At 62.2% G+C, this 25,382-nt stretch carries 20 protein-coding genes; 9 read left to right on the top strand and 11 right to left on the bottom strand.

From position 1 onward, the window contains the following. Positions 1-124: 124 nt before the first annotated feature. Positions 125-1,177 (top strand): saccharopine dehydrogenase family protein, encoded by a 1,053-nt coding sequence (locus OIS53_RS15990; RefSeq protein WP_264679576.1) that lies wholly within the window; start codon positions 125-127, stop codon positions 1,175-1,177. 369 nt (positions 1,178-1,546) lie between these two features. On the opposite strand, the gene OIS53_RS15985 is transcribed toward OIS53_RS15990, so the two are convergent. The 3 genes from OIS53_RS15985 to OIS53_RS15975 all read right to left on the bottom strand — a co-directional run bounded on the left by OIS53_RS15985 (position 1,547) and on the right by OIS53_RS15975 (position 4,554). Further along, positions 1,547-2,605 carry an ABC transporter permease gene (locus OIS53_RS15985; protein ID WP_264679575.1) on the bottom strand — a complete coding sequence of 353 codons (1,059 nt, stop codon included), beginning with the start codon at positions 2,603-2,605 and terminating at the stop codon, positions 1,547-1,549. A 107-nt stretch (positions 2,606-2,712) separates the two neighbouring features. Continuing rightward, the gene (locus tag OIS53_RS15980; RefSeq protein WP_264679574.1) at positions 2,713-3,819 is read right to left on the bottom strand and encodes a BT_3928 family protein; all 1,107 of its coding nucleotides are present in this window, start codon (positions 3,817-3,819) and stop codon (positions 2,713-2,715) included. Positions 3,820-3,954: 135 nt separating this feature from the next. Further along, a complete protein-coding gene (locus OIS53_RS15975) occupies positions 3,955-4,554 on the bottom strand; it encodes a DUF1599 domain-containing protein (protein ID WP_264679573.1) in 600 nt (199 codons plus the stop codon). A 269-nt stretch (positions 4,555-4,823) separates the two neighbouring features. Here OIS53_RS15975 and folP point away from each other — a divergent pair, with 269 nt between their 5' ends. The 3 genes from folP to OIS53_RS15960 all read left to right on the top strand — a co-directional run bounded on the left by folP (position 4,824) and on the right by OIS53_RS15960 (position 7,111). Further along, the gene (folP, locus tag OIS53_RS15970; RefSeq protein WP_264679572.1) at positions 4,824-5,702 is read left to right on the top strand and encodes a dihydropteroate synthase; all 879 of its coding nucleotides are present in this window, start codon (positions 4,824-4,826) and stop codon (positions 5,700-5,702) included. Beyond that, the gene (cdaA, locus tag OIS53_RS15965) at positions 5,702-6,547 is read left to right on the top strand and encodes a diadenylate cyclase CdaA (protein ID WP_264679571.1); all 846 of its coding nucleotides are present in this window, start codon (positions 5,702-5,704) and stop codon (positions 6,545-6,547) included. Before folP ends, cdaA begins: the two co-directional genes overlap by 1 nt. A 204-nt stretch (positions 6,548-6,751) precedes the next feature. Beyond that, positions 6,752-7,111 (top strand): hypothetical protein, encoded by a 360-nt coding sequence (locus OIS53_RS15960; RefSeq protein WP_264679570.1) that lies wholly within the window; start codon positions 6,752-6,754, stop codon positions 7,109-7,111. A gap of 297 nt (positions 7,112-7,408) precedes the next feature. Here the strand turns inward: OIS53_RS15960 and kbl are convergent, their stop codons facing one another. The 4 genes from kbl to OIS53_RS15940 all read right to left on the bottom strand — a co-directional run bounded on the left by kbl (position 7,409) and on the right by OIS53_RS15940 (position 13,821). After that, a complete protein-coding gene (gene kbl / locus OIS53_RS15955) occupies positions 7,409-8,656 on the bottom strand; it encodes a glycine C-acetyltransferase (protein ID WP_264679569.1) in 1,248 nt (415 codons plus the stop codon). 120 nt (positions 8,657-8,776) lie between these two features. Then, the gene (locus OIS53_RS15950; RefSeq protein ID WP_264679568.1) at positions 8,777-9,376 is read right to left on the bottom strand and encodes a hypothetical protein; all 600 of its coding nucleotides are present in this window, start codon (positions 9,374-9,376) and stop codon (positions 8,777-8,779) included. Between the two features lie 512 nt (positions 9,377-9,888). Continuing rightward, a complete protein-coding gene (locus OIS53_RS15945) occupies positions 9,889-11,001 on the bottom strand; it encodes a patatin-like phospholipase family protein (protein WP_264679567.1) in 1,113 nt (370 codons plus the stop codon). A 342-nt stretch (positions 11,002-11,343) separates the two neighbouring features. Beyond that, positions 11,344-13,821 (bottom strand): M4 family metallopeptidase, encoded by a 2,478-nt coding sequence (locus tag OIS53_RS15940; protein WP_264679566.1) that lies wholly within the window; start codon positions 13,819-13,821, stop codon positions 11,344-11,346. Positions 13,822-14,117: 296 nt separating this feature from the next. On the opposite strand from OIS53_RS15940, the gene OIS53_RS15935 reads away from it, so the two are divergent. Then, positions 14,118-14,909: an SDR family oxidoreductase gene (locus tag OIS53_RS15935; protein ID WP_264679565.1), complete on the top strand. Its 792-nt coding sequence runs from the start codon at positions 14,118-14,120 to the stop codon at positions 14,907-14,909. A gap of 399 nt (positions 14,910-15,308) precedes the next feature. Here OIS53_RS15935 and OIS53_RS15930 read toward each other — a convergent pair whose 3' ends face one another. Then, a complete protein-coding gene (locus tag OIS53_RS15930; protein ID WP_264679564.1) occupies positions 15,309-16,187 on the bottom strand; it encodes an ATP-grasp domain-containing protein in 879 nt (292 codons plus the stop codon). A gap of 226 nt (positions 16,188-16,413) precedes the next feature. After that, positions 16,414-17,724, bottom strand: coding sequence for an amidohydrolase (locus OIS53_RS15925; RefSeq protein ID WP_264679563.1), 1,311 nt, complete (start codon positions 17,722-17,724; stop codon positions 16,414-16,416). Between the two features lie 125 nt (positions 17,725-17,849). Here OIS53_RS15925 and OIS53_RS15920 point away from each other — a divergent pair, with 125 nt between their 5' ends. After that, positions 17,850-18,512, top strand: a complete 663-nt coding sequence (locus tag OIS53_RS15920; protein WP_264679562.1) for a phosphatase PAP2-related protein — start codon at positions 17,850-17,852, stop codon at positions 18,510-18,512. A 342-nt stretch (positions 18,513-18,854) separates the two neighbouring features. Here the strand turns inward: OIS53_RS15920 and OIS53_RS15915 are convergent, their stop codons facing one another. Next, positions 18,855-19,640 (bottom strand): SDR family NAD(P)-dependent oxidoreductase, encoded by a 786-nt coding sequence (locus OIS53_RS15915; RefSeq protein WP_264679561.1) that lies wholly within the window; start codon positions 19,638-19,640, stop codon positions 18,855-18,857. A 486-nt stretch (positions 19,641-20,126) separates the two neighbouring features. Continuing rightward, positions 20,127-20,942, bottom strand: coding sequence for a phytanoyl-CoA dioxygenase family protein (locus tag OIS53_RS15910; protein ID WP_264679560.1), 816 nt, complete (start codon positions 20,940-20,942; stop codon positions 20,127-20,129). Positions 20,943-21,178: 236 nt separating this feature from the next. On the opposite strand from OIS53_RS15910, the gene OIS53_RS15905 reads away from it, so the two are divergent. From OIS53_RS15905 to OIS53_RS15895, 3 genes are all read left to right on the top strand, one after another. Continuing rightward, entirely contained in the window at positions 21,179-21,958 is a 780-nt protein-coding gene (locus OIS53_RS15905; RefSeq protein ID WP_264679559.1) for a WG repeat-containing protein, read from the top strand. A gap of 265 nt (positions 21,959-22,223) precedes the next feature. Beyond that, positions 22,224-23,399, top strand: a complete 1,176-nt coding sequence (locus OIS53_RS15900) for an energy transducer TonB (protein WP_264679558.1) — start codon at positions 22,224-22,226, stop codon at positions 23,397-23,399. Positions 23,400-23,490: 91 nt separating this feature from the next. Next, positions 23,491-25,047 carry a hydroxymethylglutaryl-CoA reductase gene (locus tag OIS53_RS15895; RefSeq protein WP_264679557.1) on the top strand — a complete coding sequence of 519 codons (1,557 nt, stop codon included), beginning with the start codon at positions 23,491-23,493 and terminating at the stop codon, positions 25,045-25,047. Positions 25,048-25,382 lie beyond the last annotated feature (335 nt).

Below are 25,382 nucleotides of genomic sequence, written 5' to 3'. Positions count from 1 at the left end.
GCTCCATCAGAACGAAAGCGGGAACCGTTCTGAGCGACGCCAAGCGGAAAGCAAAAGCCGGCTCGGCGGCCCCGACGCGGATTTTCTTACGTTCTTAGGCCGGCATTCACTTACTATACGCTGCATGAACAACTTTCTGCTGTACGGCGCCACGGGCTACACGGGCGAGCTGCTGGCCCGCGAAGCCGCCCGGCGGGGGCTGCGGCCGGTGCTGGCGGGCCGCAACGCCGCCCGAGTGGAGGCGCTGGCCCAGGAGCTGGGGCTGGAGTTCCGGGTTTTCGCCCTCGAAGATACAAGCCGCCTCGACGATGCCCTCCGCGACGTGGCCGTGGTGCTGCATTGCGCCGGCCCGTTTTCCCTTACGGCTGCGCCCATGGTGGCCGCCTGCCTGCGCACCGGCACCCACTACCTCGACATCACCGGCGAAATCAGCGTGTTCGAGGACCTGGCCCGCCAGCACGAGGCGGCCACTACAGCGGGCATCCTGCTGCTACCCGGCGTAGGCTTCGACGTGGTGCCTTCCGACTGCCTGGCCCGTCACCTCAAGGAACGCCTGCCCACGGCCACTCACCTCACCCTAGCCTTTCAGGCCCTGGGGCCGGGTGGCGTGTCGCATGGCACCCAGGCCACCATGCTGCTGAACGCGGGCAGCGGCGGGGCCGTGCGCCGCCAGGGCCGCATCGTGCCCGTGCCGGCCGCCTGGAAAACCCGGCCCATCGACTTCGGCGCGGGCCCCATTCTCGCAACCACTATTCCCTGGGGTGATGTCTCGACGGCTTTTTACTCCACCCAGATTCCCAACATCGAAGTATACACCGTGCTGCCAGCCCGCGTCCGGCGGATGCTGCGCCTGAGCCGCTACCTGGGCCCCGTCCTGCGTAGCGGCCCCGTGCAACGGTATCTGCTGAGCCGCCTGGCTCCCGGCGGCCCCTCCGCCACCCGGCGCGCCCAGGCCCGCACCGCCCTCTACGGCGAAGCCACCGACGACCAGGGCCGGCGCGTCGCCGCCCGCCTCTCCGCTCCTGAAGGCTACACGCTCACCGTCCTCACCGCCCTGCTCATCACCGAGAAAGTACTGGCCGGCCACTGGAAACCCGGTTTCCGCACGCCGGCCAGTGCGTATGGGGCTGAGTTGATTTTGGAAGTAGAAGGCGTGCGACGGGAAGACGTGGAATGATGAGTAGTGAAATGGTGAGGTGGTGAGTAGTGAGGCTCTGTCATTGCGAGGCGGAGCCGAAGCAATCCGTCCTTTTCAGGGTGCAGACAGTTCAGACTATTCAAAGCCCTGACGTTGCGCCTCACCCCCCGGCCCCCTCTCCGGGGGAGAGGGGGAGCCTGATGAAAGAACAAGCCCCTGACGTCCACACTAACATCAGGGGCTTTTGAATAGGTCAAAGCTTTTCACCCTGGATAAGGATGGATTGACGCCGCTTGCTGCGCGGAATGTCGTGCCTCCTCACCATTTCACTTCTCACTACCTCACTTCTCACTACCTCACTTCTCACTACCTCACTTCTCACTACCTCACTTCTCACCACCTCCCCACTCACCCCAGCTTCACCCGCGGGTCCAGCACGGCGTAGAGCACGTCTACCACGATGTTGACCAGCACGAAGATGGCGGCAATAAAGATGGTGGCACCCATCACGACCGGGAAGTCCAGGTTTTCAACGGCGCGGAGCGTGACCGTGCCCAGGCCCTTCCAGTTGAAGATGTACTCGATGAAGAAAGCCCCCGCCATCAGTGAAGCCAGCCAGCCCGACACGGCGGTAATAACCGGATTCAGGGCGTTTTTCAAGGCATGGCCAATTACCGTGCGCCACCCCGACAAGCCTTTGGCCCGCGCCGTGCGGATATAGTCCTGGCTCATCACGTCGAGCATGGAGGAGCGGGTGAGCTGCACAATGACGGCCAGCGGCCGGATGCCCAGGGCAAAGGCGGGCAGCAGCAGGTTGCGCAGCACGAGGTGGCGGCCCGTGAAGGGGTCGGTTTCGTAGAGCTGGCCGGTGAGGTTGAGGCCGGTCCAGTGGCTCCAGTAGAACCCGAAGGTCATGGCAATAAGGATGGCCGCCACAAAGCTCGGCACCGAGATACCCAGCACCGACGTGGACACCAGCAGCCTGTCGAGCCAGGAATGGGGCTTCAGGGCAGCTACCACGCCCAGCGTAATGCCCGCCACGGCCGCCAGCAGCATAGCCGCCACCGCCAGCCACAGCGTGCCCGTGAAGTGGTCCAGCAAAATGCTCAGCACCTCTTTGTTGCTCTGAAACGAGCGGCGCAAATACGGTTTCTTCAGCACCACGGCCTGCTGCTTGCCCAAGGGCAGCAGCGCCACGCCGCCGTACTTGGCCACCCCAGCCGAGTCGCGCGGGTGCACGCCCACCGGCGACACGTCGTTGAGGTAGCCCAGCAGCTGCCGGGGCAGGGGCTGGTCGAGGCCCAGGTCCTGGGCAATGGCGGCGCGGGTGGCGGCGTCCGAGCGTTGGCCAGCCAGCAGGGCCACCGGGTCGCCGGGCAGCACATTGAACAGGAAGAACACCGTGAGGGCCACCCCCACCAGCACCAGCACGCCCTGGCTCAGGCGCCGCAGCAGAAAGCTTAGCATAGATTAGGGTCTTGAGGGCTTAGGGACTTAGGGGCTTGGGGGCTTGAGTAGTGTTGACAACAGCGTAACAGAACATCAACTAAGACCCTAAGACCCCAAGTCCCCGATTACAGCAGCTTTTCCAGGTCCCCGGCGTCGGGAATGTCGTGGTAGTGGTATTTGCCGCGTACCACGCCGTTTTGCAGCAGGATGAAGCCGGGATTGGAGCGAATCATGGACTTGAGCACGGTAGCGTCGGCGAAGTAGAAGGTGCCGGGCAGGTTCACGTCGTGGCGGAAGGCGTCGAACTCCTGGGGGCTGCTGCTGGTGATGATGAGGGGCGTAATCTGCTTGCGCGACTTTGCGGCGGCTTGCAGCAGCTGGTTGATCTGCGTAAACCGGTCCCGGTCGGCTTTGTCGGTGCTCTGCACGATGAGCAGCAGCTTGTTGCCGCTCAGCACTTCCTGGGTGTGGTTCTGGCCCTCGGTGTCGAAGATGGCAAAGTCGGTGATGACGGGGCGGGCCGCTTCGGGGTTGAGCAGCTGCATGCTCTTGTACTTCCAGGTGGTATCGGTGGGATAGGTGGTGAAGGTCTGGGTCTGGCCGTTACGCTCCAGCACGTACTCGTAGCGGGCCTGCTCCTGGGGCTGCATCAGCTTGCCGATGTCGTTGCCGACTTTGTAAGGCAGAAAATCGAAGTAGGGCAAGTGCCCTAACGCCCGCACCCCGATGCCAATGGCCACGGCCGAAGCCAGCGTAATGAGCATCACGCCCATAGTGCCGCGGGCAAAGGTCCGGCGCAGGTAGCGCTGATTCAGGAACACCACCGCCCACAAGGCCAGCAGCACCAGGTCCTTGCTGAACGACTGCCAGGGCGTGAGCTTGATAAAGTCGCCGAAGCAGCCGCAGTCCGTCACCTTGTTGAAAGCGGCCGAGTAGAACGTCAGAAAGCCGAAAAACACCAGCAGGGCCAGCAGCACCCACAGCGTCTGGCGCAACATCCAGCGCAGGAGCAGGGCCACGCCCAGAATAACCTCCAGGGAGCTGAGGATGATGCTAAGCGTGCGGGTGTGGGGCAGAAACACCCGGAAAAACGACCCAAAATCGGTACTGAACACCTCAAAGTACTCCTCCAGCTTGAGGGCGGTGCCCACCGGGTCGTTCAGCTTCACCAGGCCCGAGAAAATAAACACGGCGCCCAGCAGCAACCAGCAAATACGGGTGAATAGTCTCATAATAGGGACTTGGGGTCTTGGTAGTGGGGTCAATACGGGAAAGAGGGGCAGTGGGTGCCTCACCCCCTAGCCCCCTCTCCTTCAGAGAGGGGGAACTAGTTTTTAGCTTATTGGAGCTAGAATCAGTCAGTAATTCTAGAGCTTGTTCCCCCTCTCTGAAGGAGAGGGGGCTAGGGGGTGAGGCAGCGGGGTTGGGGTGGGGCTCATCTTAATCAACACAAATACGGCATAGTTCAGCATGTCGCGGTAGTTGGCCTCTACGCCTTCCGATACGCGGGTACGGCCGCCCAGGTCCTCAATCTGCTTGGTGCGGTGCAGCTTCATCAGGATGATGTCGGTAATGCTTTCAATGCGCATCTGCCGCCAGGCCTCGCCGTAGTCGTGGTTTTTGGCAAAGAGCAGGCGGCGGTTCTCTTCGATCTGCGCGTCGTAGGCCTGGGCCACAGCGGCGGGGTCCAGGTCCAGGGGTGCATCGGGGGGCAGGGCGAGCTGCATGAGGGCAATGACGCAGTAGTTGACGATGGCCACAAACTCCTCCTCTACCCCGTCGGCTACCAGTTGGGTGCCTTTTTCCTGAATACTGCGGATACGCTGGGCCTTGATGTAAATCTGGTCCGTTACCGAGGGTAGCCGCAGAATGCGCCAGGCCGTGCCGTAATCGTGGGTTTTGGCCAGAAACAGTTCCCGGCAGCGGGCAATTACCTGGTCGTATTCGTGCTGGGTTTGATTCTCCAAGTTTTTGAGGCTATTTTGTTGACGGGGCTTAGGGACTTGGGGGCTTAGGGGCTTAGATGCCGTTCAGCTATATCTTCACTGCTGCTTTCGTCATGATGAGTTGGCAAACCGGAAGACGCCTAGCCCCACCAAGGGCCCCACAAGTTATAGACACGGCCGCTTTACCTTCAGTCGTTCTCCACCCGAGAGAAGTCCCTGCTACCAGGTGCCTGTTCAAAAAACAGAACTAAGAACCTAAGCCCCCAAGTCCCTAAGCCCCTATCAGACTCATGGCCCTGCAAGATACGTGCTTTTCGCCGAGGCAAACCCTGCGCTGCCCGCGCGGGCGGGTGCTGGATTTGCGCCGTCCGCAGGTCATGGGCATCCTCAATCTGACCCCCGATTCCTTCTACCAGGGCAGCCGCGTGGGCTCCCCCGACGACCTGTTGCGCCGGGCCGAAGCCATGCTCACGGCCGGGGCCGCCGTGCTCGACCTGGGTGGCTACTCCTCCCGCCCCGGCGCCGAGCACATTTCCGTGGATGAAGAAAAGCGCCGCCTGCTGCCGGCCGTAGCGGCCCTGCGCCAGGCGTTTCCGCAGGCCTTTCTGTCCGTGGACACCTTCCGGGCCAGCGTGGCCGCCGAGGCCATAGCCGCCGGCGCCGACATCCTCAACGACATCAGTGGCGGACAGCTCGATGAGGACCTGCTGCCCACGGCCGGCCGCTTGCAGGTGCCCTACATCCTGATGCACCTGCGCGGCACGCCCCACACCATGACCCAGCACACCCACTACGACGGCGACCTGGTGCTGGAGCTGACCCGCTACTTTGTGCAGAAGCTCCAGGAGCTGCGCCGCCACGGCGTGACGGACGTGGTGCTGGACCCCGGCTTCGGCTTCGCCAAAACGCCCGCCCAGGGCCACGAGCTGCTGCGGCGCCTGCCCGAGTTCGGGGTGCTGGGGCTGCCCGTGCTGGTGGGCCTCTCGCGCAAAAGCATGGTGTATAAGCCCCTGGGCCTCTCGCCCGAGGCTGCCCTGCCCGGTACCATCAGCGTGCAGGCCCTGGCCGTGCTCAACGGGGCCCGCCTGCTGCGCGTACACGACGTTGCCGAAGCCGTGCAAACCATCCGGCTCGTGGCTACTACCTTCCCCGCTCTTGTTGCTTCCTGATGCTTGGCCCCTTCACCATCGGCTTCCTGCGCATTGGCTGGATAGACGTCGTGGACGTGCTACTGGTCACGGCCTTGTTTTACCAGCTCTACAAGCTGCTCACCGGCAGCGTGGCCCTGAAAATCTTTCTCGGCTTCATGTCCATCTACCTGTTTTACCTGGTGGTGAAGGCGGCCGGCATGGAGCTGCTCACCAGCATTCTGGGACAGTTTATGAGCGTGGGCGTGCTGGCGGGCATTATCTTGTTTCAGCAGGAAATCCGGCGGTTTTTGCTTAGCATCGGCAAAGTCACGGCCTTTGAGCGGATGCGGGTGTTTCCGTGGCGGCGCGAGGCCGCGCCGGAGCGCATGAACCTGACGCCCTTCGTGGAAGCCGCTAAAAGCCTGGCGGCCAAGCAAACCGGGGCCCTGATTGCCTTTACCCTGACTTCTGATCTGAAGTTTTTTACCGACTCCGGCGACCTGATTGACGCTACCGTGAGCAAGCGTCTGCTGCTGAGCATCTTCAACAAAACCAGCCCCCTGCACGACGGCGCCGTACTCATTGCCAACGGCCGCATCCGGGCCGCCCGCTGCATCCTGCCCGTGAGCGAGAACCCCGACGTGCCCGCTTCCCTGGGCCTGCGCCACCGCGCCGCCATCGGCCTCACCGAAGTAACCGACGCCGTGGTGCTGGTAGTGAGCGAAGAAACCGGCCAGATTTCGCTCGTACGCGGCGGCGAGGTATTCCGCAACCTGGCCGTCACCGACCTGCGCGCCCGCCTCAACGAGTTCCTGTTCGACGCCCCGCCCCGCCCGGCCACCGCCACCGGGGCCTCGCCAGCGGCTACCGAGGTGGCGGCGTAGCCCGTAACGGGGCGCGGTGGTTTCGGTCCGCCGACGGCAGCTGGCCGGCCGGTCAGCAGTGCGGATGTGTGGTGGATGGCGCGGGATTGAAGCCCCGCACCCTCAACATCTTATCTGCGCCGCTTGGCCATCATATTGTGGCAGAAGCTTAACCTTCGCCGAGGCTTGGCCGTTAGGCAGGAATCCACTTTTCCTGCTTTTGCTATGAAAATTCAAGTTGAGAAAGACGACAAAGGCTTCCTGCCCGACGGCCGCCACATGGTCGAAATAACCGACATCGAAGAGGGCGTGAGTGAGCACCAGAACGTGCCGTTCTTCGCCGCCCGCATGGAAAACGAAGACGGTTTCGTGACTCAGCGCTTCTACAACTCCCCGGCCGGCAAGCCCATCATTTTGTCGTTGTACTCGGCCGTGGGCATCAAGCCCGAGGGCGAGCAGGACCTTGACACCAAGCAGCTCATCGGCAAAAAGCTGTCCGTTGAAGTCAGCGACCATACCTACGCCGACCCCGCCACCGGCCAGGAGCGCAGCATCCGGCAAGCCAGCGGCTTCCGCGGGGCGTAAGGCTTCACCTTCGTAGCCTAGTTTGCTTCCCGCCCAAAGCCCTCTGGAAGAAGGCGCTTAAAAACGCCAAAGCTACTGCTCGAAAGCAATGGCTTTGGCGTTTTTACAGCTGATTATCTGAATGTAACGCGAAGTTTTACTTCGCGACGCTCCAGAAGGACGCCTTGCCGGAAACCGAACGACACAGACGCCTCGCGAAGTGAAACTTCGCGTTACACTCAGGTGGCCGGGGCGGTGTGTCTGTTCTTCGGCCTTGCAGAACCCCGCGCAAAAGGCAGGCTGACTCGGCTGAAAAGCTTACGGCGTATTGGTTACTACCTGGCCAGCTTCGGGTTGAGCGGCCGACCGGTCCTTGAGCGTACCCAGCTCCCGGCCCACTTCGATGAAGGCGTTGATGGCCTTGTCCAGATGCTCGCGGGTGTGGGCCGCCGACAGCTGCACCCGGATGCGGGCCTGGCCTTTGGGCACCACGGGGTAGTAGAAGCCCACCACGTAAATACCTTTGTCGAGCATTTTGGCCGCGAATTCCTGAGCCAGCTTGGCATCATAAAGCATAACCGGCACAATAGGATGCTCGCCGGGCCTGATGTCGAAACCGGCCTCAGTCATGCGCTGGCGGAAGTATTTCGTGTTTTCTTCCAGCCGGTCGCGCAGCTCGGTGGTTTCGGTGAGCAGTTCCAGCACCCGCAGCGAGGCGCCCACAATGGCCGGGGCCAGGGTGTTGGAAAACAGGTAAGGCCGGCTGCGCTGGCGCAGCATGTCGATGATTTCCTTGCGCCCACTCGTGAAGCCGCCCATAGCCCCGCCCAGGGCCTTGCCCAGGGTACCGGTAATAATGTCGACGCGACCCATGACGTCGCGGTACTCGTGGGTGCCGCGGCCCGTTTTGCCCAGGAAGCCCATTGAGTGGCACTCGTCAATCATCACCAGGGCCTGGTACTTGTCGGCCAGGTCGCAGATTTTATCGAGCTGGGCAATGGTGCCGTCCATGCTGAACGAGCCGTCCGTGACGATGATGCGGTGGCGGGTGCCCTTAGCCTGGGCGTCCTGGAGCTGCTTTTCCAGGTCCTGCATGTCGTTGTGGGTGTAGCGGTAGCGCTGAGCCTTGCACAGGCGCACCCCGTCGATGATGGAGGCGTGGTTGAGGGCATCGGAGATGATAGCGTCCTGCTCGTTGAACAGGGGCTCAAACACCCCGCCGTTGGCGTCGAAGGCGGCGGCGTAGAGGATGGTGTCTTCGGTGCCCAGAAACTCGGCCAGCTTGCGCTCCAGCTCCTTATGAATGTCCTGGGTGCCGCAGATAAAGCGCACCGACGACATGCCGTAGCCGTGGGTGTCAATGGCTTCCTTGGCCGCCTTCACCACCTCCGGGTGCGACGATAATCCCAGGTAGTTGTTGGCGCAGAAGTTCAGCACCTCGCCCGCCTCCCGGGTTTCAATTTCGGCGCCCTGGGGCGAGGTGATGATGCGTTCTTTCTTATAAAGACCTGCGGCTTCGATTTCCTGAAGCTGCTGCTGAAGATCGGGCTGGAGGGTGGCGTACATGCGGTGAGGTGGTGAGATAGTGAAATGGTGAGTGGGAGGTGGGCAAAGATAGCAGAGCTGGTTAGGGCCACCGACCGTTAGGGGCGCAACTGACGCTGACAACCCGTAATTTCTGGCCAACTACTCCGGCAGCCAACATATACGGTGCACTTCTACTTGCTGGGGTGTATTGGGTAACAACTCTCCCGGCGCCAGTGGGAAGCAGTGTAAGCTGGTTAGCAATATTTGCTGCCCATTGCGCAATTGCCACACTTGATACGAGTAGTCGCTCCATAGACCTCGCCCTGGATACTTACTGACGTGACGAATAATACAGGCCACATCGGCAAAATCCACCGTTAGCCAATCGGCTCCGTCATAGTATTCCAGCTTCTTTTCCAGTGGCCGCGCCAGCAGCACCGTGGCCCGGCTATGACGCCAGTAGCTGCTGTGCAGACGCCAGGTTAGCAGTAAGGGCAGCCATATTAGTATTGCTAACAGCCCACACATTACAACGTTATCGGACCGAACAGGCGGCTTCAGGGCAATGATTATCATCATTCCACCGCTGCCTACAGATAACCCAGTTGACATAATAGTCGTCAGGCTAATATTCCACGCGCTGGCGGAGAACTTCGCTACAGGTGCTGGCGGCTGTTGCGAAGCTAGGTGCAAATAGTACGGGAAGGATAGAACAACAATGCCAGCCACTACGGCTACAATAATAAGTAATGGCTGCATGTGTGACTGATGGTTGCCTCCACCCAAATATCGGACAAAAAACGCCTACCCAGCTGCGGCTCCTCGGCTTGTTTCTACGCCCAAACTCCTCTCTCGCCGCCTATCTTCGCCGCAACGTACGGTAAACACCCCGCCAACACGGTTGCCTATAAACGGCGACCCCCCGGCTGGTGAGACAACCGAGGGGTCAGAAGATTGGGTGCGGAAACACCTCAACTTCTACTGCAATGAGTAAGGTGCGTACGAAGGTGAAACGTGCTGGCCAGACCAGTTGGTTTCACATTTCCCTGGAGCTGTGTAAAGCAGCCTTAGGGGGAGCAATCCGGGCCGTGGTCAGCCACTGGCTCGGACATCCGTAGGATGGCGGCGGTCAGGGCCTTAGTTCTGGCCGCCGTTTGTGCTGGCAGACCGGCTGTCTGTCAGGACACTGCAAGTATACGAGTTTTGACCAACTAGTTGAGCCGCCTGCCTAAACACATTCATCCACATTCCGCACATTCTTCACATTCCACTTACTGCGCCCGAAAAAACGTTTGCACGCCTTGCTGGCCGCTGCTGAGGAGCTGCTGCTTCTGCTCGTCCGAGATGCGCTTGATTCGGGGGTTGAAACCCAAGGTGCTGATACTGATGGTGCGTGCCCAGTCCTCGGGCCGGGCGGGGTTCAGGTTTTCGATGGCCACGTTGTAGAGGGCGCCCACGTAAGAGCCGAAATCATGAATCTGGTACGGAGCCAGCGCCTGCCGGCCCGTGCGGGCCGTGTCCAGGGCAATCTGCTCGGCGCGGTCCAGGCGCAGGCCTAGGGTTTCGGGGTTGAAGACGGAAGAGGCCGAGGGCAGCGGGCTTGTTACATCTTTTCGTATTCCCTCTCTTTTTGTTACAACAGAAGTTGTTACAAGCTGTTCACCCCCACCAGCGAGCAGGTAGCGGGGGTGGTCAAACAGGTCGATGGGGTAGTTGGCGAGCAGGCCGCCGTCTACCAGCACCTGCACCGCTTGGCCGGGGGCGGGCTTGTGCACGACGTGGCCTTGCTCGTCGAGCAGCACGGCCCGGAAGTAGAGCGGTATGCTCATGCTGATGCGCACGGCATCGGCCACGCGCAGGTCGGGGTGGGTTTCGTGGCTGAAGACCTGGACGCGCTGGGTGGTCAGGTTGGTGCCGGTTACGTACAGGTCGCGGCCCCGGCCCTGAGTGGCTAGCTGGTGCAGCTGGCCGAGCGTGAGATTGGGGTTGCCGGTTTTGCGGGCTACCAGCTCGCTTAGGTAGCGGGTGAATTGGTCGCCGCGGTACCAGCCGTACTGCCGCAGCAAGCGGGTGCCACCCCCAACGAAGAGGTAGCGGCCGTCGTTGAGGCGCTGCACGGGTGTGCGGTTCACTACCTCAATGATTTCCTGAGCCGAGTAGCCCACTGCCAGCAGCGCCGCCTGAATGGCTCCGGCCGACGTGCCGCCCACCCGCTCAATGCCGGCCAGCACGCCCCGCTGCTCCAGCTCCAGCAGCGCCCCGCCGTAGGCTATGCCCCGGATGCCGCCGCCCTCCATTACCAGGTTGCGGTAGCGCGGAGCCGGGGCCTGCCCCCAGGCGAGGGACGAGTAGAGCAGAAACAGGAACAGCAGGCAGCGTTTCATTTCGTGAAGTAGTTTTTAGACGGAGACTTTCCTTTCTCGCAGGGTTGCGTGGGGTGAGACGCAGGGTTGCGCAGGGCAGGTTCGCGGCTTCTATCAACAAAAGAGGCCCGCCGGAGTGGCGGGCCTCTTTAAAAACCAGAAGTAAAGCTGTCTGGGAAGTCATTAGAAGCACTCTGAATCGTCCTGCTTCATCTGGCGTCCGCGCAGCCGAACCGAAGGTCGCCGCAGGCAAGCATCTCTACTGCTTTGTTGTTCACTGATTAGAATTAGCCTGCGGTAGAGATGCTTCGACAGGCTCAGCATGACGGCCTAGTGATTTTCTGAACTGCTTCAGCATCGAGGCTACTCTTTCACGAACCGCTCGTGGAAGGTTTTCTGCCCGTCGCTGACCGTGAGCAGATAGGTGCCTTTGGCCAGGCCGCCTACGTAGAGCTGGCCGTTCTCGAACCGGGCACCGCGCACCGTGGCGCCGCGCAGGTCGGTGACGGTGGCTTGCTGCACGGCGGCCTTATTGCCCAGCGCAATGCTGAGCACCGAGGCGGCCGGGTTCGGGAACACCGTTATGGATTTCACTTCTTCCGTGCTGAGCGACGACGAGCCCGACGTAATGCCGGCTACTGGCGCCGTGAGCGTGCCGCCGGTGATGGTGAGCGTGTAGTCTTCGGTTTCGCCGTAGCTGTAGGCGTTGCAGCTGGTGGTAGCCGACGCGTCGCTCATGACCACGCGCAGGCGGGTGGCGCCGCTCTTGGCCGTGCTGGGCACCGTGAAGGTGGCCGACAGCGTGCCGGAGCTGGACGACGAGCCCGACACCACCGTTTCGCCGGAGTCAGTAAAGTCGCCGTCCTGGTTGTAGTCGATGTATACCTTCCAGTACTCGGTGTAGGCCGTGGAGGCGAAGCCGGCCGAGAAGCTGATGGTCTGCGACGAGCCAGCGGCTACCGACGTAGACGTAGCCGTGCCGTTGTAGTAGCCGGCGTCGGCGCCCGAGGTGCGGCTGATGGTGCCCAGCTTCACGTAGTCAATCCACTCGTAGGCCACGTTGTTGCCCTTGGAGGCACAGTAGGTAGCTGGCGTGGGTGTGGTACCCCCACCACCAGCTGCTGCCCCCACGCCTACGGCGTACCAGGCATTGGTTACGGCCGTTACCTGGCTGGAGCCGGCGCCGTACAGGTCGGTGGCCGCCGAAATAGCGCCGGCGCGGGCGTTGGCGAAGGTGGAAGAAGCCGTCAGGTACACGCTTTCGGTGCGGTAGGCAATTTTAGCGGCGGCGTCAATGCCGATGCCGGCCACTGAGTAAGCATTGCCGATGTCGTTGGTGCCGGAGCCGCCCTGGCTGAGCAGGTAGAACCAGAAGTTGAGCACGCCCGAGTTGGTGTGCACCCCGCCGTAGTCGTTGGCGCGGGTGGGCGTGGTGGTCGTGGGCTTCCAGTTGGTGCCTTTGTAGGTGTCGGGCTGGCCAAACTGGTTGGGGTTGCTCATGGAGCGCAGGGCGCCGCCACTTTTTCTGATTTCCTCCCCAATCAGCCACGGCGACTTACCCGTGAGGCTGAACCGGGCAATGCTGTAGGCTTCCACGCAGGCGCCCCAGATGTCGGAGAAGCCCTCGTTCATGGCGCCCGACTCGTTCTGGTAGGTCAGGTTGGCGGTTTTTTCGCAGATGGCGTGCCCGATTTCGTGGGCGCACACGTCCATGGCCGTCAGGGGCTTGAAGGTGGTGGCGCCGTCGCCGTAGGTCATCACCGAGCCATTCCAGAAGGCATTTTCGTAGCCCACACCGTCGCCGGGCGTGTCGTCGAAGTGCACGTAGCTCTTGATTTTAGCCCCGGCATTGTCGAAGGAATTGCGGGCGTGCACGTTCTTCCAGTAGTCGTAGGTGCACTGGGCGCCGAAGTGGGCGTCGCCGGCCACGTTGTCAAAGCTGGCGTTGTTGACTTCCGCGGCCGTCCAGTTGTTGTCGGCGTCGGTGAAGTCGACGGAAGCCGTGTAGCTGCTGCCCTGCTTGGCGTTGTAGGTTTCGATGCCCAGGCCGCGGGTGGCCTCACGCAGGCGGAAGCCGCCGTTGTAGCTGTCGGTGGCCAGCGACTGGGTGCCGCTGTAGGCCGTGGCAAAGGAGCCCGTGGCCGCTGCGTGCTTGATGATGTGGTCTTGCAGCACTACTTCGCCGGAGCGGGCATCCACGTAGATGTAGGCCCGGCTCACGGGCGCCTGGGCGTACACGTTGAACTTCCAGGCCAGCGTGGGCTTGCCGGCCAGCAGCGCGTTGCTGGTGCGCTGGTTGCGCACAATTACTAGCTCGCCCTGGGGCTTGTAGGTGGCGGCGGGGTTGTTTTCCTGGGCCCGGAGGCCAGCTTCGGCGGCGGGGTCCTGCCACATGTAGCGCTTGGCGCCCACGAAGGCCAGGGCCCGGCTCAGGGCGGCTTCGGTGCTCAGGGCCGGCGTTACGTTCAGGTTCTGCACCCGCTCAAACTGCCCGCTGATGCTTTCCAGCACGCCTTGGCGGGCGTGGGCGGTGTAGCTGGCGTGCTCCACCCGAATGCCTTTGTAGTACTGCTGATACTTCTCGTGCACGTAGCCCAGCGGGTCGGCGGTAGTTTGGGCCGGCCGCAGCTGGTCGGCGGTGGTGAGCTTGAGCTGGTCGCGCAGCACCTGGCTGGCTTCGCTGAGCTTGTAAGCTGCGCCGGCCCCGCGGAACCGCACCAGGTAGGGCGTCTCATTGTCGTTGAAGTCTCGGGTTTGCACCCGCGACAAATCCTGGGCGGAAACGTGCGTAGCGGCCAGTCCGCCCAGCAAAAGCCAGGCGGCAGAGTACTTGTGTAGCATGCGTGGAAAGGAAGGTTAGGGAAGAATTGAACGAAGCCAAGAAGCTCAGCTAGATACCTCAGCTGAGCAGCTGGCCGGCGCAAATTAAAATGTTTTTAATTTCTTAACCCAACAGCAATATATTTTATCATAAAACATCCGAATTGTTAGCATTTTTTCATCAAACCCGAATAAACGATAGACCTTCGTTAAGCACTGCTTGTCAGGATGTTGTGGCATAAATTTGCTTATTGCCGTACTCGCTTCGTAATAGGCCGTCAGCCTCTTTTGTACATTCCGCATATCACAGTACACCCATGCCCTTTCCTGTTTCTTCAAGCTTGGCTGAGCGCTGGCAACTAACCGGGCGCGTAGCCTTGGTAACGGGTGCCTCCAAAGGCATTGGGGCGGCCGTAGCCGAGGAACTGCTGCGCCTGGGCGCCACGGTAGTGGCCGTGGCCCGCACCACCCCCGACCTGGAGCAGCGCGTAGCCGCCTGGCAATCCCAGGGCCTATCGGCTCACCCTCTGCCGGCCGACGTAAGCACCGCGGCGGGACGGGCGGCCCTGCTGGCGGCCGTAGCTGAGCGGTGGCCCCAGCTGCACATCCTCGTCAACAACGTAGGCACCAACATCCGCAAGCCCACCACCGCGTATTCCGAGGAAGAATACCGCCACATTCTGGCCACCAACCTTGATTCGGCGTTTGAGCTAAGCCGGGGCGCTTACCCGCTGCTGGCAGCATCCGGTGGGGGCAGCATCGTTAATATTTCTTCGGTGGCGGGCCTTACCCACTTGCGCACCGGCGCCGTCTACGGCATGACCAAAGCAGCCCTGGTGCAGCTCACCCGCAACCTCGCCGTGGAGTGGGCCCCAGCCAGTATTCGGGTTAACTGCGTAGCGCCGTGGTATATCCGCACCCCGCTGGCGGCCGGCGTGCTGGGCAATCCGGAGTACCTGGCGCAGGTGCTCAGCCGCACGCCCATGCAGCGCATCGGGGAGCCGGAAGAGGTGGCGGCGGCTGTAGCGTTTCTGTGCCTGCCCGCCGCCGGCTACATCACCGGCCAGACGCTGAGTGTGGACGGAGGCTTTTCGGTGAATGGGTTTTAGCCTCACCCCCCGGCCCCCTCTCCCGCGGAGAGGGGGAGCCAGACGACAGACGTTCTGCGCCGCCCCTTCGGCTGGCGCCTCCGGAACGGCTACCAAGCTGTAGTAGCACAGTGGCCGCCTAGCGGCCGAAGGGTCGTAGAAACAACACGTTATAAAGAAGTAGCGCCGCGTAGCGGTGCAAGAAACGTTCGGGTGCCTCTTGCACCGCTACGCGGCGCTATGCTGTTCTTTCCCATCCCTCTACAAACCTCTGGGCCGCTAGGCGGCCGTGATGTTCGTTGCCGTTCTTATCGGTAGCCGTTCCGGAGGCGGGAGCCGAAGGGGCGGCGCAGAACGATTGTCGTCTGGCTCCCCCTCTCCACGGGAGAGGGGGCCGGGGGGTGAGGCCACAGTAAGCAACTACTCCTTCACCATCTTCCGCAAGGCCTGCTCATACCGCGCCAATGCTCCTTCCGAAGACGCCAGGTACAAAAACGGCTCAATCAGCTCCAACTCCATGAGCAGCAGCTCGCCGTCCTGGTCGAGGCCGTCGACGCGGGCGTAGAGGCAGCCGGGGGCAAACTGCTGCACGATGGCGTCGGCGGCCTGGCGCAGGTGGGCGGGGGCTTCGCGCGGCTCGATGCCGCCGCCCAGGTAGTGTTGCACCCGAAAGTCACCCGATTTCGGCGTTTTCAGCACGCAATGGCTGAACTCGCCGCCCAGGTACACCAACGACCATTCGCCTTCTTCCTGAATTTGGGGCTGGAAAGGCTGCACCAGAAAGTCCTCGTGCTGGAGCAACTCCGCGAGCTGGGGCTGGCGGATGGCAGTTTCGTGGCGGGTGAGGACAAAGGTGTTTTTGGCCCCGCCGCTCACGGCCGGCTTCACCACCAGCTCATCGTGGCCCAGCCCAGCGAATAGCTCCTGCACCTCCACGGGCCGGCCGCGCTCCAGCCAGTGTGTGGGCACAATGCGCACGCCGGCCTTTTCCATTTCGAGCAGGTATTTTTTATCGGCGTTCCAGCGCACTACGGCCGTGGGGTTGAGCAGGGCCACGCCCTCCGCTTCCAGTCGGTCGAGCCAGGCGTAGAACTCCGCTACCCGGTCGAAATAGTCCCAGGGCGACTTCAGCACCACGGCGTCGTAGCGGTGCCAATCTACGGCCGGGTTGCTCCACACGCGCGTCTCCACGTGGTGGCCCTGCTCCCGCAGGTAGCGCGTGAGCAGGCTGTCTTCGTCATCAACATTCGGAGCCGCGTACTGGGCCAGGCTTTCACAGGTTACGAGGGCTATATTCATGAAGCGCAGATTGTGCAGATTTTCTTGATTTCGCTGAGTGGAGGTAAGAGGGTGACAGGTGACAGGGAGGAACGTCATGCTGAGCAGAGGCGGAGCCGCAGTCGAACCGAAGGTCGCCGGAGGCAAGCATCTCTACCGCTTTGTCTGGATAGCACTGCAACGAAGTGGTAGAGATGCTTCGGCAAGCTCAGCATGACGTCCCTCCCTGTCACCTGTCACCCTCTCACTACTTCTTCCCATTCAAATAATCCACGGCCAGGGTGGTGAGGGTTTTGACGCCTAGCGTCAGGCCGCTTTCGTCGATGAAGAAGCCGGGGGTGTGGTGGGGGGCGGTGTCGGCGGGGTTCTTGCCTTTGGGCATGCCGCCCACGAACACGAACACGCCGGGCACTTTTTCCTGGTAGAAGGCAAAATCCTCGGCGCCGGTCACGGCTTTTTGGAGGACGACATTACTGGGGCCGGCGGCGCGGCGCAGGCTGGGCAGCATCTGCTCGGTTAGGCGCGGGTCGTTGTAGGTGATGGGGGCGTAGTTTTCGATGCTGACTTCGGCAGTGGCGCCGGCGCTTTCGGCAATGCCCTTGGCGGTGCGGCGCACGGCGGCCCAGATTTTCTGCTGCATTTCTTTGTTGAGGCAGCGGATGGTGCCGGTCAGCTCCACTTGCTCGGGGATAATGTTGTTGCGCACCCCGCCGTGCACCATGCCCACGGTCAGCACGGCGGCGTCTTCAGTCAGTTCGGCCTGGCGGCTCACAATGGTTTGCAGGCCCATGATGATCTGCGCGGCCGTCACTACGGGGTCCACGGCCAGCCACGGGTAGGCCCCGTGCGCCGACTTGCCCTTCACTTTGATGTTGAACACGTCGGACGAGGCCATTTCGCCTTCGGGCCGGTACGACACCTTGCCTACTTCGGTCTGGGCCTGGATGTGGACGCCGAAAATGGCATCGACCTTGGGATTTTGCAGCACGCCCTGCTTCACCATGAGGCGGGCGCCGCCTTCCTCGCCGGGCAGGGAGCCTTCTTCGGCGGGCTGGAAGATAAACTTCACGGTGCCGGGCAGGTCTTTTTTCAGCTGGCTGAGCACTTCGGCGGCGCCCAGCAGCATGGCCACGTGGGTGTCGTGGCCGCAGGCGTGCATCACGCCCACCGGCTGGCCGTTGTAGGTGGTGGTGGCTTTGGAGGCGAAGGGCAGGTTGTTGTTTTCAGTGACGGGCAGGGCGTCCATATCGGCGCGCAGGGCTACTACGGGGCCGGGCTTACCGCCCTTCAGCAGCGCCACCACGCCGGTGCGGGCCACGCCGGTTTGCACTTCCAGGCCCAGCTTGCGCAGGTGCTCGGCCACCAGGGCGGCGGTGCGGGTTTCCTGGTTGCCCAGCTCCGGGTGCTGGTGGATGTCGCGGCGCCAGGCAATGACTTTGGCTTCCTGCTGGGCCGAAAGCCGGGCAATCTGGTCGGTGAGGGCGGCGCTGGTCTGGGCTACCGCGGGGGCGGCGGCTCCGGTGGCCAGCAGCAGCGTGGCAGTGGAGAAAAACTTCATAAAAGGAGGCGAGGATGAATGCAAGGGAAGAAGCCGAAAAGGTACGACGCCCGCCGCACAACGCTGCAACCCGGCCCGCGCCACTACTTTTGCGAAGGCCGGTGCCGGCCGCTTCTGCTGTTCTCGTGGCTTCTTTCCCCAACCCCTCTCCTACCCCTCCCGCAACGTGGCCCCAGGCGTGGCAGCAGCCCGCGTTCCGGATGCAGCTGGCAACGGTGCTGGGGCTGCTGGGGCTGCTGGCGGCGCTGCTGCCGCGGTTTTTCGCCTGGGTGCAGGTCCGCCCCGGCTACGTGCTGCCCGACCCATTGCTGGCTTACCTGCCGGCCTATGATGTGTCGGCGACAGCGTTTGCGGTTATCTACCTGGGAATCAGCCTGGGAGTAGCCACGCTGTTGCCCCGGCCCTGGCGGCTGCTGCGGGCGTTGTGGGGCTACCTGCTGCTGCACCTGCTGCGCTGCGCTACCCTGGCCCTGCTGCCCCTGGAGCCGCCGCCGGGCCTGGTCCTGCTCCGCGACCCGCTGGTGGACACGTTCTTCTACGCCTCCCCTGCCCCCATTACCAAAGACCTGTTCTTCTCGGGTCACACTGCCACGCTGCTGCTGCTGGCCCTGGCCGTGCCGCCGGGCTGGCGCCGCTGGACGCTGCTGGCGGGCACAGCGGCCGTGGGGCTGCTGGTGCTGGTGCAGCACGCGCACTACACGTATGATGTGCTGGCGGCGCCGGTGTTTGTGTGGGTGGCGTGGAGCCTCACCCCCCGGCCCCCTCTCCCGTGGAGAGGGGGAGCCTAACGTTAGGTCGTTCTGCGCCGCCCTGTCGGCTCCCGCCTCCAGAACGGCTACCGCTGAGGACAGCAATGAACAGCACAGCCGCGTAGCGGCCCAGAGGGTTGTAGAGGGATGGGGAGAAATGAGTAGCGCCGCGTAGCGGGGCAAGAGGCGCCCGAACGTTTCTTGCCCCGCTACGCGGCGCTACATTCTTCTACGTGTTATTGCTACAATCCTTGAGCCGCTACGCGGCTACCGTGCCACTACAATCCGGTAGCCGTTCCGGAGGCGCCAGCCGAAGGGGCGGCGCAGAACGTCTGTCGTCTGGCTCCCCCTCTCCGCGGGAGAGGGGGCCGGGGGGTGAGGCTACTTTAGATGCTTCTCATAAATGCCGGCGGCAATTCGCTCGGTCAGGCTCTTGGGGACCAAGCTGGTGAGCTTGGCGGATACTTTGTTCAGAGCGCCGGGAATAGCTTCGGCCTCGCCGGCCAGCAGGGCCTGCACGCCGATGGCGGCTACCTGCTCTGGGGTCATGGACACTTTGTTGGCGGTGGCTTGCAGGTCGGCGTTCATGCCGGCGCGGTCGGCAAAGTCGGTGGTGGTGGCGCCGGGGCTGAGGCAGGTGACGGATACGGCGGTGTCGCGCAGCTCGTAGCGCAGGCCCCGGCTGAAGCTCAGCAGAAACGCCTTGCTGGCGGCATAGAGCGTGAGCGTGGGCACGGCCTGGTAGGCGGCCGTGCTGGCCACGTTCAGGATGTAGGCCTTGGACTGCTGGCGCAGCGCCGGCAGCAGGGCGTGGGTCAGCTCCACCGGCAGGTGCATGTTGAGTTGGAGCATGTTGTGCTGCTGGGCCATAGGCAACTCCTCAAACCTTCCCCACAAGCCGTAGCCAGCGTTGTTTACCAGTACGGCCAGATCAGGAGCCTGAGCCAGGGCCCAGCCGGCCAGCTGGGCCGCCGCGCCGGGCTGGGCCAGGTCCAGGGCCAGCACGTGGGCTTCGCGGCCGGCTTGGTGGCGCGCTTCGGCAGCTACCTGCTCCAGCTGGTCTTCGGAGCGGGCCGCCAGCAACAGGTTGTAGCCGCGGCGGGCCAGCTCCAGGGCCAGGGCCCGGCCAATGCCGCGCGAAGCACCGGTGACAAGAGCGTAAGGCATAGGATAGGGTCTTGGGGGCTTGGGGACTTAGGGTCTTAGATGATGTTCTAGTAGAACTGTTATTCTTCACCTGGCATCCGGCGGTAGCCGAGCCGAAGGTCAACGTAATTAGGGGCCTTCTCCATCGGCACGAGCCGTTGCAACGGTTTTAGCCGGTAGAAGACGCAAAAGGTTGCGCAGAGGACGCGGAGCTGTTCTGGAACAAGTTGGTCTGCGGTTATCAGGTCTTTATTTCTCGCTTGATGCGTGACAGGCTCAGGATGACATCTGTACCCGAACATCATCTATGGTCTGTGGACGGTTGTCCAAAAACAGCAAAAAAGCCGTCCTGCTTCATCTGGCGTCCGCTTGTCGAAGCATCTCCCTTCTTCGTCTGCGCAATGTGAGTTAGTCAGAGGTAGAGATGCTTCGGCTGCGCTCAGCAGGACGGGCTTGTATCAACTGTCCACACAGCCTAAGCCCCCAAGACCCCAAGACCCTAAGTCCCTACTTCACCAAATGCAAAAACCGTAGGTAAAAGGGCGTGGGGCTGTTTTCGTGCTTGGGCTCGTACTTGCCGGCAATGATGGGCACGTACATGACGCGGCGGCGCGAGGCCTCGCCCACCAGCGGCGACTGGGCCACGCGGTGCCACATGCGGCCGTCGTGCACGGTCAGGTCGCCGGCTTCGGTTTCGACGGCTACTTCGTGGGGGTCGGGGCCCACGTCTTTGTAGTACTTCTTGCGGAAGAGGATGTCGCGCAGGCCCTGGCGGTGGGTGCCGGGCAGCAGGCGCAGGCCGCCGTTGGTGGCCGGGGTGCCGTCCAGGTGCAGGCCCACGTTGAGCATGGGCCCGATTTTCTTGCCGTAAAACACGTCCCGCAGCGAGTCGGTGTGCCAGCCCATCTGCGAAAACTCCGAGCCGGGTACGTTCACGTAGTGGTTGATAACGAGGCCGTCCTTTTCGTTTTCGCCCACCCGGCCGCCCGGCGCCTCCAGCAGCGGAAACAAGGCTTGAAAGCGCGGATCCTGCAAAAACTCGTGCAGCACGGGGCTGTGGTGGGAGGCAAAGGCAAACCGCTGCACGATGGCCGAGCCGTCCACATCCTTGCCGTACTTGATGGGCACGCCATTCACTTTCTGCACGCCATCAGCCAGCCACCGGCGCTGCACGTCCTCCGAGGCCCGCAGCAGACTCTGGACCGTTTCGGGAGCGGCAAATGCCCGGAAGTGCAGGAAGCCGTATTCTCGAAAAAACTCCAACTGCTCAGCAGTCAGATTTTCGCTCAAAGTAAAACGTGGATATTTCAATTGTAATGACATAGGTCAGAGGCGGTCAACAGGAAGCGCCTGGTAGGAAGGAGGGCAAAGATACATACTCATTGCGCTGCCAAATAAAAAACCCGGCAAGCCAGCTACACTCAGCCAGGCCGCGCCAAGCCGGTACCGCTGCGGGCCGAGCACGTGAGAATCAACCGAAACAGACGCGGGTGGTTTCGGCCGGCTGCTTACCTTTAGCTGGTATATCCGGCCCGCGGGCCTCACCTTGTCTTTCCTGCATGAACTGCCTTCGGTTGCTGCTTTGCTTGCTGCTGTACCTGCCGCTGGGGCCGGCGGGGGCCCAAACGTCCTCCCGGCTCGTGCCTTTTCGCCAGGGCACCAAGTGGGGCTACGCCGACCGGAGCCGCCGCCTGGTGCTGCCCGCGCGCTACGACGAGGCCGGCCCCTTGGTGCAGGAAATTGCTTGGGTGCGCCAGGGGCCGCTGTTCGGCTACATCGACGGTGGCGGCAACCCCGTTACGCCCGTGCAGTACAGCCGGGCCAGCACCTTCCGGAGGGGCCGCGCCACGGTGGAGCTGAACGGTGAGACCTTCGACATCGGCGAAACCGGCCGCCGCCTCACCGAGCCCGCCCCGCCCGAGCCCGAAGAAGAGCCCCTGGAGCACGGCGACCTGGTGCGGCAGGAGGGCAAAGTGGGCTTCCGCTTCACGGTGGGCTCGGCGGTGGTGCCGCCCCTCTACGACGAAATCCGGGAGAACTACAACGGCCTGCTCTTTGTGCGCCAGGGCGCGAAGTGGGGCGTGGTCAACAGCAAAGGCAAGCTGGTGCAGCCCGTGCAGTACGACGCCATCGGGCAGCAGGGCAACGTGGTACTGCCTTTGGTGCAGAAAAACGGCCTTTTCGGCTACCTCGATGAGGAAGGCAATACCCTCACCGAAGTACGCTACCGCCAGGCCGAGCCCTTCTTCGGGGATATAGCCCGCGTGCTGGCCCCCGATGGCTTGCCCGGCTACATCGACGCCACCGGCAAGGAATATTGGGAGGCAGAGGTGAAGTAGGGTCTTAGGGACTTGGGGGCTTAGGGGCTTAGATGACGTTTTCATGTCATCCTGAGCAGAGCGAACAAGGGAAGGCGGCGCCAAAGACTTTTTCACGCGAGAACGAGACGTGCGGACGAGTTAGCCCGCAGAGGACGCAGCAGGTTGCGCAGAGGGCGCAGAATCGTTCTGTTGTCGTTCTGCCACTGCCTCAGCAGAACAGGTAGTGGCTTACGTTCCGCCGCCACTCTTGTATCTTCAGCAGCACCCTGTTTCTGTTGCCACTATGCTTCCTCTGCCCATTCTCAACGTGCGCCTGGCTGCCTGCCACGAAACCTGGCAGCAAATGACTCCGGTGGCGCAGGGCCACCATTGCGCGGCTTGCAACCGTACAGTCCTGGATTTCACCGCCGCCACCCAAGCCGACCTCGACGCGGCCCGTGCCGCCTCGCCCGACGGCCGCGTATGCGGCCGATTCCGGCCGGAGCAGCTGGCCCCGGTGCCTCGGCTACGGCCTACGTTGCGGCGGTTTCTGGTGGCGCTGGTGCTGGTGTGCGGATTGGGACTGAGTGGGCGGGAGGCGGTGGCGCAGGTGCAGAAGGGCACTAAGCTCGCCACCATCCCGGCGCCAGAGTCTGTTTTCGGCGCTGTAGTAGAGCAAATGCCCGTCTTCGAAGGCGGGCAAGAGGCCCTGTTGCGCTTCATCGGCCAGAACCTTCGGTGGCCCGACCAAACGCCGCTTACGCTGAGTGGCCGCGTGTTCATTCAATTTGTGATTGATGAGCAGGGCAGAGTTCGTGACGCTGCTCTATTGAAAGGTCTTCACCCAGCTCTGGATGCCGAGGCGGTTCGGGTGGTGAAGCTGCTGGATGGCAAGTTCACGCCGGGAATGCAGAACAATCGGCCCGTGCCCATCAAGTACACGCTACCCATTACTTTCCGAGGAACCGAAGCTGCTATGGAGAAATCTATTCCAAAGCCGAATGGGTCCGTTGACGCATCTTCTACCGTAAGCTCTTTAGGCGTATGGTCTCCAGGAACGGAAGATCTGCTATCAGCCTCTGACCTGCAAGGTTTAGCTGAACCCTCTGATGGCCGTACGACAACTGGCGAAGATTTTTGGGCTGGTAAGACAGGGAAACACAGTCGTTATGAGGTAATGCCTTGGTACAAGAAGGAATTCAAGGGAGATGATTTGATGAGCTTTATTGCTCGCAATGTCCGATGGCCAGTTGGAGTACCCGATAAGCACATAGGCAGAAAGCTACTTGTCGAATTTGTGATAGATGAGCGTGGCAATGTCCACGACGCACGTGTTCTAAAGAAAGACGAACCGTTGTTTGAGGCTGAAGCTCTTCGAGTTGTTCAGCTTCTGAGTGGAAAATTCGAGCCAGCTCTCGTCCGTGGCAAACCCACCCCGATACAATACTTTGTGAAAGTCTACTTCGTACCGTTTCGGTAGATGATATGCTACTATAAATTCCGAACTACACGATTTTCTCTCTGGAAACTTCCTATTTTCCCCGCTCTCAATCCTAACTGCCCCCCGCCCTATGGTTTTCACGCCCAGCCCCATGCTGCTCAAGCTGCTCTACACGCGCGGCAGCCTGCACAACACGCCCGAGGGCGTGGCCTTCAGCATCAAAAACCGCCTCGATACCGTGCGCCTGACGCGCATTGAGGCCGTGCAGCTCGACGATGTGCGCTTGGGCCCCGAGCATATTGCCCTGGACCTGGGTAACGGCGACGTGAGGCCGGCCACGGCCTTCAACACCGACGGGGCGGGCGTGGAGCTGCCAGTGGGACAGTCGGCCACGTTTCATCTGACTACGGCGCCGCTGAAAGAGGGCCTGCACACCGTGCAGGTGCAGTTTTCGGCTGAGCCGTTTGGGGAGTTGCACGTGGAGGTGGAAGACGCCATTGTGAACCTGCCCGGCAACCGCACCCGCATTCCGCGTTCCGAGCAGGACGACTACGCCGAGGCCGCCATCCAGGCTCGGCAGCGGTTTGCCGAGGAGTTTACGGGCCAGGAGTTCAAACACCTGAAACACTACTCCTTCGATGCCCACCTGCTGCAAGGCAACTGTGAGCATTTCACCGGCGTGGCCCAGATTCCGGTGGGCCTGGCCGGGCCCCTGCACGTGAGCGGGGAGCACGCCCAGGGCGAGTTTCTGATACCCATGGCCACCACCGAAGGCACGCTGGTAGCCTCTTACAATCGTGGCATTCAGGTGCTCAACTTGTGCGGCGGCGTCAAGTGCACCGTCATCGGCGACGCCATGCAGCGGGCCCCCGTGTTTGTGTTCGACGATGCCCGCGGGGCCCGCGACTTCGGGCGGTGGGTGGAGGAAAACATCGAGCTGATTCGGCCGGAAGCGGAAAGCACCTCCCGCGTGGCCAAGCTCCAGTACATCGACACCTACCTGTCGAACAAATTTGCCTACCTGCGCTTCAACTACAGCACCGGCGACGCGGCCGGCCAGAACATGGTGGGCCGGGCTACCTTCGCGGCCTGCTCCTGGATTCTGGAACACTACAAGCAGGCGCCCATCCGGCACTTCTACCTCGAATCCAACTTCGCCACCGACAAGAAGGCTTCCCAAATCAATGTGATGCGCACCCGCGGCAAGCGCGTGGTGGCCGAGTGCGTCATCAAGCGCGACATTTTGCAGCAGCGCATGCGCGTGACGCCCGAGCAGCTGGCCTACCACGGGCAAGTCAGCAACGTAGGCGCCTTCCTGTCAGGGGCCAACAACAACGGCGCCCACTCCGCCAATGGCATTACGGCTCTGTTTATTGCCACCGGCCAGGACGTAGCCAACGTCTCCGAATCGTCGGCCGGCGTGCTGTATTCCGAAGTCACCCCAGACGGCGACCTGTACCTGAGCATTACCATTCCCTCCCTCATTGTGGCCACCCACGGCGGCGGCACCGGCTTGGCCACCCAAAACGAGTGCCTGCGCATGTTGGGCTGCGTGGGCCGCGGCACGGTCAACAAGTTCGCCGAAATCGTGGCCGGCGTAGTGCTGGCCGGCGAGCTAAGCCTGGGCTCCGCCATCAGCAGCTCCGACTGGGTGAGCAGCCACGAGCAGTACGGCCGGAACCGGTAGCCTCACCCCCCGGCCCCCTCTCCCGCGGAGAGGGGGAGCCAGCTCCGGGTCGTTCTGCGCCGCCCCGTCGGCTCTCGCCTCCGGAACGGCTACCAATATGAATGTTCCGGCCGCGTAGCGGCCAGTAGGTTTGTAAATAGAATTGAGTGAAAAGTGTAGCGCCGCGTAGCGGTGCAAGAAACGTTTGGGCGTCTCTTGCACCGCTACGCGGCGCCACGTTTTTATTGCTTGTTGTTTCTACACTCCTTTAGCCACTATGCGGCCACTGTGCTACTACAAGCAGGTAGCCATTCCGGAGGCGCTAGCCGAAGGGGCGGCGCAGAACGTCTGTCGTC

This window comes from Hymenobacter sp. YIM 151500-1 (genome assembly GCF_025979885.1).
Classification (GTDB): Bacteria; Bacteroidota; Bacteroidia; order Cytophagales; family Hymenobacteraceae; genus Hymenobacter.
The sequence above is the reverse complement of the archived record's forward strand: the minus strand, read 5'-3'. Positions and strand labels throughout refer to the sequence as shown.

Excerpts from the sequence above, each read along its gene's own strand:
- OIS53_RS15990 (WP_264679576.1), top strand. The coding sequence starts at position 125 with ATGAACAACTTTCTGCTGTACGGCGCCACGGGCTACACGGGCGAGCTG.
- OIS53_RS15985 (WP_264679575.1), bottom strand. The coding sequence starts at position 2,605 with ATGCTAAGCTTTCTGCTGCGGCGCCTGAGCCAGGGCGTGCTGGTGCTG.
- OIS53_RS15980 (WP_264679574.1), bottom strand. The coding sequence starts at position 3,819 with ATGAGACTATTCACCCGTATTTGCTGGTTGCTGCTGGGCGCCGTGTTT.
- folP (WP_264679572.1), top strand. The coding sequence starts at position 4,824 with ATGGCCCTGCAAGATACGTGCTTTTCGCCGAGGCAAACCCTGCGCTGC.
- cdaA (WP_264679571.1), top strand. The coding sequence starts at position 5,702 with ATGCTTGGCCCCTTCACCATCGGCTTCCTGCGCATTGGCTGGATAGAC.
- OIS53_RS15960 (WP_264679570.1), top strand. The coding sequence starts at position 6,752 with ATGAAAATTCAAGTTGAGAAAGACGACAAAGGCTTCCTGCCCGACGGC.
- kbl (WP_264679569.1), bottom strand. The coding sequence starts at position 8,656 with ATGTACGCCACCCTCCAGCCCGATCTTCAGCAGCAGCTTCAGGAAATC.
- OIS53_RS15950 (WP_264679568.1), bottom strand. The coding sequence starts at position 9,376 with ATGCAGCCATTACTTATTATTGTAGCCGTAGTGGCTGGCATTGTTGTT.
- OIS53_RS15945 (WP_264679567.1), bottom strand. The coding sequence starts at position 11,001 with ATGAAACGCTGCCTGCTGTTCCTGTTTCTGCTCTACTCGTCCCTCGCC.
- OIS53_RS15940 (WP_264679566.1), bottom strand. The coding sequence starts at position 13,821 with ATGCTACACAAGTACTCTGCCGCCTGGCTTTTGCTGGGCGGACTGGCC.
- OIS53_RS15935 (WP_264679565.1), top strand. The coding sequence starts at position 14,118 with ATGCCCTTTCCTGTTTCTTCAAGCTTGGCTGAGCGCTGGCAACTAACC.
- OIS53_RS15930 (WP_264679564.1), bottom strand. The coding sequence starts at position 16,187 with ATGAATATAGCCCTCGTAACCTGTGAAAGCCTGGCCCAGTACGCGGCT.
- OIS53_RS15925 (WP_264679563.1), bottom strand. The coding sequence starts at position 17,724 with ATGAAGTTTTTCTCCACTGCCACGCTGCTGCTGGCCACCGGAGCCGCC.
- OIS53_RS15915 (WP_264679561.1), bottom strand. The coding sequence starts at position 19,640 with ATGCCTTACGCTCTTGTCACCGGTGCTTCGCGCGGCATTGGCCGGGCC.
- OIS53_RS15910 (WP_264679560.1), bottom strand. The coding sequence starts at position 20,942 with ATGTCATTACAATTGAAATATCCACGTTTTACTTTGAGCGAAAATCTG.
- OIS53_RS15905 (WP_264679559.1), top strand. The coding sequence starts at position 21,179 with ATGAACTGCCTTCGGTTGCTGCTTTGCTTGCTGCTGTACCTGCCGCTG.
- OIS53_RS15900 (WP_264679558.1), top strand. The coding sequence starts at position 22,224 with ATGCTTCCTCTGCCCATTCTCAACGTGCGCCTGGCTGCCTGCCACGAA.
- OIS53_RS15895 (WP_264679557.1), top strand. The coding sequence starts at position 23,491 with ATGGTTTTCACGCCCAGCCCCATGCTGCTCAAGCTGCTCTACACGCGC.